At 50.1% G+C, this 10,910-nt stretch carries 6 protein-coding genes; 1 reads left to right on the top strand and 5 read right to left on the bottom strand.

The genetic code is table 11. The features are described from left to right. On the top strand, nt 1-188 hold a 188-nt coding region (locus tag I6E38_RS09605; protein WP_235393781.1), incomplete at its 5' end, for a hypothetical protein. 432 nt (nt 189-620) lie between these two features. Here I6E38_RS09605 and I6E38_RS09600 read toward each other — a convergent pair. From I6E38_RS09600 to I6E38_RS09580, 5 genes are all read right to left on the bottom strand, one after another. Next, nucleotides 621-2,546, bottom strand: coding sequence for a glycoside hydrolase family 13 protein (locus I6E38_RS09600; protein ID WP_235393780.1), 1,926 nt, complete (start codon nt 2,544-2,546; stop codon nt 621-623). A 35-nt stretch (nt 2,547-2,581) separates the two neighbouring features. Next, entirely contained in the window at nt 2,582-4,480 is a 1,899-nt protein-coding gene (gene pulA, locus I6E38_RS09595; RefSeq protein WP_407936655.1) for a type I pullulanase, read from the bottom strand. A gap of 62 nt (nt 4,481-4,542) precedes the next feature. Next, complete coding sequence (locus I6E38_RS09590) at nt 4,543-6,678, bottom strand: glycoside hydrolase family 97 protein (RefSeq protein WP_235393778.1); 2,136 nt, start codon at nt 6,676-6,678, stop codon at nt 4,543-4,545. Between the two features lie 50 nt (nt 6,679-6,728). Beyond that, the gene (locus I6E38_RS09585; protein ID WP_235393777.1) at nt 6,729-9,422 is read right to left on the bottom strand and encodes a 4-alpha-glucanotransferase; all 2,694 of its coding nucleotides are present in this window, start codon (nt 9,420-9,422) and stop codon (nt 6,729-6,731) included. A gap of 140 nt (nt 9,423-9,562) precedes the next feature. Beyond that, a complete protein-coding gene (locus I6E38_RS09580; protein ID WP_235393776.1) occupies nt 9,563-10,873 on the bottom strand; it encodes an MFS transporter in 1,311 nt (436 codons plus the stop codon). Between the last annotated feature and the right edge of the window lie 37 nt (nt 10,874-10,910).

Below are 10,910 nucleotides of genomic sequence, written 5' to 3'. Positions count from 1 at the left end.
TTATCTATATGGGAAAAATTAAAGGATTTCTCTTTGCCGTACGACACAGAGAAATCCTAATGACCGATTTGGGATTAAGCAGAACAAGCAGGCTAACCGATAATAAAATTTGCACGGGACTTCTTTTCTGCAAATTAAGCGAGCTTTGTAAGCGTATCCGCGATGCTAGTAGATACGCTTACGAGTAGCGATATTTATGTACGATAAGAATCGTTAAAAAGGACAATGCAAATATCGTACAGGCAGTAAAAAAGTGTTACAAATAAAAAATCGATTCTAGAGATTTCTGAAACGGTTTTTTATAGTTTTTGAGGGGTAGGTGACCCCTCTACATACCATTTAGGGCTTCCTTGCCTTCCAAATGTAGTCCTTTTGGAAGGCAAAGAAGCCCTAAATGGTATGCAACGGGAGTACTATTGGAGGGCAATAGTTGTCCTTTTGCAAAAAAAAGGAGTCCTTTTAAGGTTTCGCTTTTTGCTCACCTTGCCCCGTCATAGTTATAACATTCTGGTTATAAACGAATTAAGTTCTGCACGCTCAAAACTCGAGAATTTCGAGCTAAAGATCTTCTTGTGCGTTCAACTCGCAGTATTGAGCGTTAGAAATGCAAATATTGTACATCAAAACTCCAATACCATGGTCTGGCGCGGACGCATTTTTACGTTATGACTGATTACGACATTGCGACCGGTTGTAACGTCAACAGCCTTTTGGGCATCGCCTATTATCTCGGCATAACGCTTCACATCGAGTTCGGCAGCCTCGTTCTTTCCGTTGATAACGGTCATTACACTCTTGCCGTTATACTGGCGTGCGACGACGTAAATGCCCTTATGTGAGCAGAACTGGGTCTGTGTGCCCTTTGTAATCACCTCGTTGCCCTGACGCCAATGCAGCAGTCGGCTTGTCCAGCTGAACATATCGTTCTGCGCCTTGGTACGTCCTTCTGCCGTGAAGGCGTTCTGCTTGTCGTCAGCCCAACCTCCAGGAAAGTCCTTACGCACGTTGCCGTCAGTAACGCTCTTGGTTCCGTTCATCAACACCTCAGTTCCGTAGTATAGCTGCGGAGTGCGGTTGATGGTCAGCAGCAGCGCCAACGCCTGCTTAAGAGCCAGAGTATCCTTGCCTTCTCCTAAGAATCGGTCGGTGTCGTGGTTCTCCACGAAAGCCATTACGCTCTTCGGGTTGGGATAAAGGTAGTCGTAGCACAGCACATTGTATATGCGGTTCATTCCGTTCCACCAATCATCGGTCTCCTCATGCTTAGCCTGATTGATACGGTCGAAGAAGGCGAAGTCCATGACAGTCTTCAGATAGCTGTTCTTGTCCGACAGTTTACTGTCCTTCTGCCATGCTGCCGTATAGGCAGGTTCGGTCACCCATGTCTCACCAACTGTGTTGAAGTTGGGATATTCCTTGTCGAGTGTCTTCATCCACAGTGCCATTCCGTCGCGGTCGGCATACGGATATGTATCCATACGGATGCCGTCTATGCCGACTGTCTCTATCCACCATTCGCTGTTCTGAATCAGATACTTCATCACGTGAGGGTTGCGCTGGTTGAGGTCGGGCATTGTAGGCACGAACCATCCGTCTACTGTTTCACGCAAATCTACCTTGCTTGCATACGGATCGAGCACCGGTGTAAGCTTATAGCTGGTCTGCAGATACTTGTCGTTGACCTTGGCATCGCCGTCCATGGTGTCCAGTTTCTTCTGATGCTCGGCTGTCTGATATTCGGGCGAGAGCCATTCGGGAGCGTTAAACCAGTCCTTCGAGGGCATGTCGGCTACCCATGGATGGTCGAAACCGCAATGATTGAAAATCATGTCCATAACCACCTTCAGACCTTTGCTGTGAGCCTCGTCTACAAGACGCTTATACTCGTCGTTGGTTCCGAAACGTGGGTCTACACGATAGTAGTCGGTAGTGGCATAGCCGTGATAGGTTGAGTTCACGCCATTGCTCGGACTGTCGTTCTCAAGAACCGGTGTAAACCACAGCGCCGTTACTCCAAGCTCGTTGAAGTAGTCGAGGTGCTGGCGAATACCTTCAAGGTCACCACCGTGACGCAAACTTGGGGCAGTGCGGTCGCAAGTCTTGTCGCGCATAGTTTTGAAAGCGTCGTTCTTCACATTGCCGTTGGCAAAGCGGTCGGGCATGAGCATATACAGCACGTCTTCGTTGCTGAAGCCAATGCGTTTGTCGCCCGCCATAGCGCGGTCTTTCAGCAGATACTTCACCTTCTTGGTCTGCTTGCCCTGCTTGAAACTCATTGTCATCTCGCCAGCCTTGGCACCTTCAAGGTTGAGGTATACCAACAGATAGTTGGGCGAGTCGAGTCGGGCTATAGAATCGATACGCACTCCGGGATAATTCACCTCCACATCGGCATTGCGCACATCCTTGCCATACACCATAAGTTGCAGCGAGGCATCCTTCATGCCTACATACCAGTTGGTAGGTTCGATACGGTCGACTGTCACCGCAGCGTTCAAGCTCATAGCACTCATAAGCATCATTAACGATACAAGTTTTTTCTTCATTATCTGATTTAGGTTTTTAGATAAATTAATTAGTTCTACTTCTGATAAAGTATCAATGCCGACTGCGCATTGACTTTAGCCTCACTGGCATTGAACGAGAGTCCGATGCCCTGCTCGTTTATCACTCCGTTGCAGCAAGCTACGGTGTATTCACCTTCGGGTATGGCTATTGTCTTCGCCTCCTTATTGGCATTGAGCACCACGATGATGTCTTTCCACGAGTCGATACCTTCAAGGTTCTTCAATCGGAAAGCTACAAGACAATCGTCGGTGGCTATAAACTCCAGATGCTCTCTCACGGCTTCTGCCTTGCCAAGACGGAATGCGGGATGATTATTGCGGAGATGTATCAAACCACGATAATACTCAAACACCTGAGGATACTGCTTCAGATTGTCCCAGTTGAACTCGTTGATGCTGTCGGGGGACGAAAAACTGTTGTGCACGCCTTTCTTGTCGCGCAGCATTTCCTCGCCTGCCAGCATGAAGGGCACGCCCTGCGACGTGAACACAGCCGTCTGTGCAAGCAGGTCGAGGCGTATCAGTTCTGCCTGTCGTTCGGCTTGGCTGCGTGTCATATCTTTCAGTCCGGACACGCTCGCCTTCAATCTGTCTACCAGACACATGTCGTCGTGACAGCTTACATAGCTTATCTGCTGCGTTGGCTCGTTGGTCCAAGGCTTCTTATCGTAGTTGACACGAGTCATGTCAACCTGATTATGGGCTATGCCACCAACTATTCCGAACTTCAGACTCTCCTCCTCGCCCTTTATTCCGGCAAGAAAAGCTCCCTTGGTGTCGTCGGAGAACGGACCGCGAAGAGCGTCGCGCATGTCGTCGCTGAACGCTCCGATGCCGTTAAGCTTGTAGGTTGAAGCCTTCATGGCAAGCTTCTCCTGCGGATAGGCACACGTTCCGGCACTCCATCCCTCACCATATATATAAATAGAAGGGTCTATTGCGTCGACAGCGGCACGTATCTGGTTCATAGTTTCGATGTCGTGAACGCCCATAAGGTCGAATCGGAATCCGTCAATGTGGAATTCGTTGATCCAGTACTTCACGCTCTCAATCATAAACTCGCGCATCAGCGGACGCTCCGATGCCGTCTCGTTGCCACAACCTGAACCGTCCGAATAACGTCCGTCGGCTGTCTTGCGATAGTAATAGTCGGGATAAGTGCGCTGGAAGTTGCTGCCTTCGATGTCGAACGTATGATTATAAACAGCATCGAAGATTACGCGGATGCCTGCCTTGTGCAATGCCTGCACCATAGTCTTGAACTCACGTATGCGCACTGCCGGTGTGTATGGGTCAGTCGAGTAGCTTCCTTCGGGCACATTATAGTTTTTCGGGTCGTAGCCCCAGTTGAACTGTGGGCGGTGCAGTTGCGTCTCGTCTACAGAAGCATAGTCGAATAGAGGCTGGAAATGGATGGCGTTGATGCCGAGACTCTTCAGATAGGCTATGGCGCGAGGTTCTGTAAGAGCCAGATACTTGCCCTTGTGCTGCATGCCTGAAGTGGGACTGATAGAGAAGTCGCGCATGTGAAGCTCGTAGATAACCTGGTCGGCAGGCGAAGCAAGAGCTGGACGACGGTCGTCAGCCCATCCTTCTGGATTGGTGTCAGCCATGTTCAGTATGGCTCCACGGTTACCGTTTACGCCTACAGCTTTGGCAAACGTGCCAGGACACTCGCCCTTGCCGATGTCGAAGGTGTAGAACATGCCGGCAAGATTGCCCTTGACTGTGGCTTCCCAACGGTCGTTGCCTATAGCCCGCATCTTAACGGTCTTGACGGGTTTGCCTCCCTGTCCGCTCTTGTACAGGCGGAGCTTGGGGGTAGAAGACGCGTTGAGATGGAATACGGTTTGTGTCTTGCCGTATTCCATCTCATTAAAGCGCCCCTGAGCATTGGCATTCAATGTAAGCATTGCGGCAAAAAATGCCGTAAACAAATAATTTCTGTTCATGTCAGTAGCGTAGTGTATTGTTATTATTTAGCAATGAGCGACACAGCGAAACCGCCACCGCGTGCCTCCTTAATCTTCAGCACATCGCCCTTCTTGACGGTCTTGTGCAGAATCTGATAAGCCTTAGGATTGTGCTCGTAGTCGGCATCCTTGGCGTCCTGATAGATAGCGCAGTCGTACTTGCGGCCCTTATCGAGGAAGTCGAGACGCACTGTAGCGGTGCGAGCCTCTTCGCCTGTCTTGCCTCCTACAAACCAGTTGTCAGTACCCTTTGCCTTGCGTGCCACGGTGATGTATTTGGCAGGCTCTGCCTCCAGATACTTCGAGTCGTCCCAATCGCAAGCCACGTCGCGAATGAACTGGAATGCGTCGTCATACTTCTCGTAGTGTTCGGGCAGGTCGGCAGCCATCTGAAGCGGACTGTACATGACCAGATAGAGCGAGAGCTGACCGCAGAGTGTGGTGTGAACGAAGCTCTTGTTCTGGCTCCACTCGGAGAGACGTGTCTCGAAGATGCCCGGTGTGTAGTCCATCGGACCACCCTGCAGACGGGTGAACGGAAGCATCACGGTATGGTAAGCTACGTTTCCGCCGAATGCCTCATACTCCGTACCGCGTGCACTCTCGTTGCCTACGAGGTTAGGCCATGTGCGGCAGATGCCCGTAGGACGTGTTGCCTCGTGAGCATTCACCATGATGTGGTGCTTTGCGGCAGTCTCAATGACACGCTGATAGTGATTGTTCATCAGCTGGCTGTAGTGATATTCGCCTCGCGGAATGATGTCGCCGACGTATCCGGTCTTAACGGCATCATAACCATACTTGTTCATCAAGCGGAAAGCATCCTCCAAGTGGCGCTCGTAATTGAGTGCTGCAGAAGATGTCTCGTGGTGCATCATCAGCTTAACGCCCTTAGAATGGGCATAGTCGTTGAGCATCTTTATGTCGAAGTCGGGATAAGGCGACACGAAGTCGAAGACATCGAGCTTCTGGTGTCCGAACCAGTCTTCCCATCCTTCGTTCCATCCTTCTACCAGAACTTGCTGCAAACCGTTCTTTGCAGCGAAGTCGATATAGCGCTTCACCTCATCGTTTGTTGCACCATGTGTGCCGTTGGGCTTGCACTTACTGTAGTCGGTCACACCGAGACGAACCGACGGAAGGTCGTTGGTATAGCTCCATGTCTTGGTGCCGACAATCATGTTCCACCACACACCGCAATACTTTGTAGGATGAATCCACGAAGTATCCTCTATCTTGCAAGGCTCGTTAAGATTGAGCGTAAGCTTGCACGAGAGCATGTCGCGGGCATCATCGCTCACCATTACTGTTCGCCAAGGCGTGTTGAACGGTGTCTGTATGAATCCCTTACGGCCCACGGCATCGGGCGTAAGCCATGACTCGAAGGTCAAAGTCTTTTCGTCGAGGTTGAGGTGCATTGTCGGATAATCCAAGCAAGCGGCTTCGTGTATGTTGATGTACAGGCCGTCGTTGGTCTTCAATTGCAGCGAAGTCTGCACACCGGTATCTGAGAATACTGTTGTAGACGAGTTGCTCTTGTAAGCCTCACGGTTCTTGGCTATCACTTCACGTATGCCCGTAAGCGGAGTGATGTTGTACTCATACTCCTGCGTGTCGTAGTCGCCCGGAATCCAGTAGGCAGTATGATTGCCTGCCATAGCAAACTGTGTGTGCTCCTCCTTTATCACGAAATAGTTGAGCGTCTGCTGCTGCGGGAACTCATAGCGAAGTCCCATACCGTAGTCGTAAACACGGAAACGGATGGTGATGTTACGCTTTGAAGACTTCTGAGTAAGGTTTACCTCCATCTCGTTGTAGTTGTTGCGGATGGTAGAAGTCTCGCCCCATACAGGCTTCCAGGTTTCATCGAAGGTCGATGTCTTGCTGCCTGTCTCTGTGAAACCGTCCATAAGGTCGGTCTCGTCCATTCCCTTTGATGCGTGCTTGTCCTTAGCCAGCTCCAATCCGAGATGAGAAGGCTTACACACAGCCTTACCCTTGTACGACATCTCGTATGTAGGCTGTCCCTTGTCTGAGAGCGAGAAGGTAAGCGCCACATTGCCGTTGGGCGACTTTACGGTCTGGGCTGCTGCCATCATAGGCAACAGCGCAGCCAGCATCATATATTTCTTCAGCATTTATATATTTGTTTTTAGGTTAATCTTGTCTGTGCTTTCAGACATCATTTTCATCTACTTGAATAACCGAAGTTCCTGCCAGCCTGACCGATGAGCGTACTAATGTCGTCGATAAACTCACCGTTTGCCATAAGATCCTCAATGTTCAGGTGCATACGATAGCGCCAGTAGTGCTTGGGATTGGCAGGTATGTTGATGCGCTCGGCATCGGCATCGGGCAGACGAAGACGGTCGTACATGGCGAGCCAGTCCTGAACGCTCAATACGCAGAGCATCGACGGCGAGTCGAGATGACGTGCAATGATGTCCTTGGCAAGCCATCCTGGCAGCGGATGAGGTGCCAGTCCCTGACGATGGAGCATCGAGTTGTAATAGTCTTGCGTGCGTTCGTAGTTCTCGTCCCACCACTGTCGCAGCGTAGGCATGTCGTGGCTGGATATGGTACATACCGAACGGTAAGGGTTCTGGCTGAGGTGTCCGAAACGTGTTGTTGTTGTCTTGGGCATGCTCTGCAGCTCAAGGCTGAATATTTTCAGTTCGTTCATCACCCATGGCACGCAATCGGGCACCATGCCAAGGTCTTCGGCACACACGAGCATACGGGTTGCCTGCACGAGCTTGGGCAGCTTCTTCATTGCCTCACGATACCAGAACTGGTTGTTGCGACGATAGTAATAATCGTTGTAAAGGCGGTTGAAGGCTTGCTTGTCGTTGTCGTAGAGCGACTCGTAAATGAAGTCGAGCTGGGCTGAAATGCGCGGATGGAACATGTCGGCACGGTTGCGGTCGCGCACGAAGAGCACATCGCTAACAAGCGAATACAATCCGTCGCGAAGCCAAAGGTCTTCCTGACGGGTTACGCTTGCGAAACGTGCCTCTATCTTGCGTTGTGTGTCTACTTCGGGTTTCATGCGGTAGCGCTCGTCGTCGATGCGTTCGAGATAGTTGCGACGCACCTCGTCGGCACGCTCATGGAACACGCGGTCAAGCACCCAATCGGTAATAAACGGCTCGGTGAATCGCTCCTCCTGGAAGTTCAGTCCATACTGCATTATCTCCTCACGGCTCATTGCCTGCGACGGAGCGAACTGTCCGGTCAGACCGTGAACGCAGTCGATAGGTATCTCCCAGATGCGGAAGAATCCGAGTACGTGGTCGATGCGATAGGCATCGAAGAAATGCGACATATTCTGGAAGCGACGAGCCCACCACTGGCAGCCGTCCTTCAGCATCTCGTCCCAATTGTATGTAGGGAATCCCCAGTTCTGTCCGTTCACGGAGAAATCGTCGGGCGGTGCTCCAGCCTGTCCGTTGAGGTTGAAGTATTTGGGTTCCATCCACACGTCGCAACTGTGTCTGTTCACTCCGATAGGGATGTCGCCCTTCAGTATTACGCCCTTCTGCTTGGCATACTCGTGTGCTTCCTTCATCTGCGACGACAGTATGTACTGTACGAAATAGTAGAAAGCCACCTCATGATATGCCTTTGTACGAGAATCGGACAGCATCGCGCGGTCGTCCTCATTCCATGTGTTATGGTCTTGCCATTGTGTGAAATCGGCAGTACCATACTTGTCTCTCAGCCATGAATACTGAGCGTATGGTACGAGCCAATTTTGTGTTTCCTGAAAGAACGCCTTATACTCTGCGCTCTTCATAATCCTTTTACCTTCTTGAGCAAAGACTCGCTGTAAATATTCTGATTTGAATGCGTTCGCTTTCTCATAATCTATCTGTGGCAGGGCGTTGAGTCGTTGGCGCTCTGCTTCCATCTCTGTGCGTGCTTCTTCGTCTTCCAGCTGCGGCAACTTGCGCAAATCGGCATACTGCGGATGTATGGCGAAGACGCTGATACAGCTATACGGATAGGAGTCGGTCCATGTGTGGGTGATGGTGGTGTCGTTGATAGGCAGGAGTTGCAGCACACGCTGTCCGGTCTTTGCCATAAGGTCAATCATCATCTTAAGGTCGCCGAAGTCGCCTATGCCTGCACTTGTCTTGCTACGGAGCGAGAAAACCGGTACAAGTGTACCAGCAAATCTTCGATCCCACATCTCAAAGAACGCCTGATCAAGACTGTACACCACTGTCTGACCGTTCTCGATTTGGGGCATGGTGATGATGCGGTTGCATCCGCACTCCCACATCATCACCAGTCCCGAACCATTCTCTACAACTAATTTAAACTCTATACTATCATCATGCAATAACGATGCATCTATATCGACCGCCCACTCACAATAGTTGTGAAGCGTCATGGGCAGCGCTTTGTCAAGATTCCACTCGCCCAGCGCTTTCTGAGTGCCTACAACAGCCAGACGTTGACCCTCACGCAACTGCGGTGCTCGCACCGTAAGACGCAGAGTCTTGGCATAGGCAGTGGACTGCATGGGCTGCGGCTCCAGATGGTTGATACAATCGGTGAAGGCACTGCTGTAGAGGTAGGAATCCTCGGGCATTGCATTCCAACGGTCGTAGACGGTGTAGTCGGTAGCTGCATCGCACGTAAGGTCGAGCACATGCTTCACCGTCTGCCATTCGCTACGCTCAACTGAATCGCCCACCTGAACCTTATAATAATACGCAAGTACACGGTCTGCTTTACTATAATTAAAGTCGCACCACCATTGCACTCCGTCAATGGTGGTCATGCGATAAGCCTTCACTTCATTATTCTTGATAATGTTGAGTGACAACTCTTCACCGAATGCTGTACGGTATTCTATATGAAAATGTATTGTCATTGTGTATTTTGGTTATTGGTTTGTTGGTACGATAATTTTATCCTTGATTTTCATAATGCGAAATTATGAAAAATTATGGTACACTATAACGCAAAAACCGAACATTCTTCACATAAAACCGTGCAAACGTTTGCATTTTGCTACGCCTGTTTCGGGCTTCTGATAGCTGTTACAGCCACTGCACCACATACAAGCAATGCGCCTGCTACAATCATCATATTGCTCTGATGAGAGCCTACAAGATTCAGTAAGTGACCACCACACATGGCTGCCACAATCTGCGGTACGCATATAGTGCCGTTGAAGAGTCCAAGATAGGCTCCCTTATGGCTGTAGCCCTCAAGGGCGTTGGTGACGAAGGCAAACGGCATGGCGAGCATTGCAGCCCAAGCGCAACCTACGAGTAAGAATGGAAGTACGAGCAGATTTCTGTCGTCCACGAATGGCACCATAGCGAAACCTATGCCGCCGATGACAAGACTCAAGGCGTATGCCAGCTTCTCGTTCTTGAACTTAGGCAGTGCCATAGCCCAACACACTGAACCGATAGCTTGCCAGAAGAACAGCACGCCAACCCAGTTGCCTGCCTCCTGATAGCCGCTGGAAGCTACGTCGGTAGTGTGCCATACGGTTTCGGCAATGGTGCCGTTGGTATAAGTCCACATATACATGAAGGCTGCCCAACAGAAGAACTGTACGAGTCCTACCTTCCAGAACATCGACGGTGCATTCTTCAAGAGTGTTATCCAGCCTGCACTCTTCTCATTAGCCTCGAGATCAGCCTCGTTATATTGAGCATATTCTTCAGGATTCCACTCCTTCACCTTCAATGTGGTGTAGATGACACAAAGAATGAGTATGGCAGCACCTACATAGAACGAGTAGATAACCGAGTCGGGGATAACGCCCTTAGGAGCTTCGTTGGCTATACCAAGAGCTGTGAACAAGAATGGGAACATATAGCCTACAAGCGAACCCGAATTGCAGAGGAACGACTGTATTGAATAAGCGAGCGACTTCTGCTTCTCGTTGACCATGTCGCCAACGAGCATCTTGAACGGCTGCATTGCCATATTAATGCTTGTGTCGAGAAACATAAGCGAGATAAGACCGAATATCATAGCCGTGCCAACAGCCATACCGAACGAACCCGCATTGGGCAAAAGGCACATAACAAGCACCGCCACAGTGGCACCTACAAAAAGATAAGGGATGCGACGACCGAAACGACACCATGTCTTGTCGCTCAAAGTTCCAATTATCGGTTGCACCAGTATGCCCATCAACGGAGGCAATATCCAGAAATAGCTAAGATTGTGGGGGTCGGCTCCCAATGTGGCAAAAATACGTGATATGTTGGCGCTTTGCAGAGCGTAAGCTATCTGTACGCCGAAGAATCCGAAACTCAAATTCCAGAGTTTCCAGAACGAAAGATTAGGTTTTTGAATCATTGTTATTTGGTTTTAATTTATATTTAAGTTCTGCTAT

Origin of the sequence: Leyella stercorea (assembly GCF_021531355.1) — a bacterium.
GTDB lineage: Bacteria > Bacteroidota > Bacteroidia > Bacteroidales > Bacteroidaceae > Prevotella.
Note: the sequence above shows the minus strand (reverse complement) of the source record. Positions and strands in the feature narration are given on the sequence as shown.

Coding starts and splice junctions, on each gene's coding strand:
- I6E38_RS09600 (WP_235393780.1), bottom strand. CDS start 2,546: ATGAAGAAAAAACTTGTATCGTTAATGATGCTTATGAGTGCTATGAGC.
- pulA (WP_407936655.1), bottom strand. CDS start 4,480: ATGCTTACATTGAATGCCAATGCTCAGGGGCGCTTTAATGAGATGGAA.
- I6E38_RS09590 (WP_235393778.1), bottom strand. CDS start 6,678: ATGCTGAAGAAATATATGATGCTGGCTGCGCTGTTGCCTATGATGGCA.
- I6E38_RS09585 (WP_235393777.1), bottom strand. CDS start 9,422: ATGACAATACATTTTCATATAGAATACCGTACAGCATTCGGTGAAGAG.
- I6E38_RS09580 (WP_235393776.1), bottom strand. CDS start 10,873: ATGATTCAAAAACCTAATCTTTCGTTCTGGAAACTCTGGAATTTGAGT.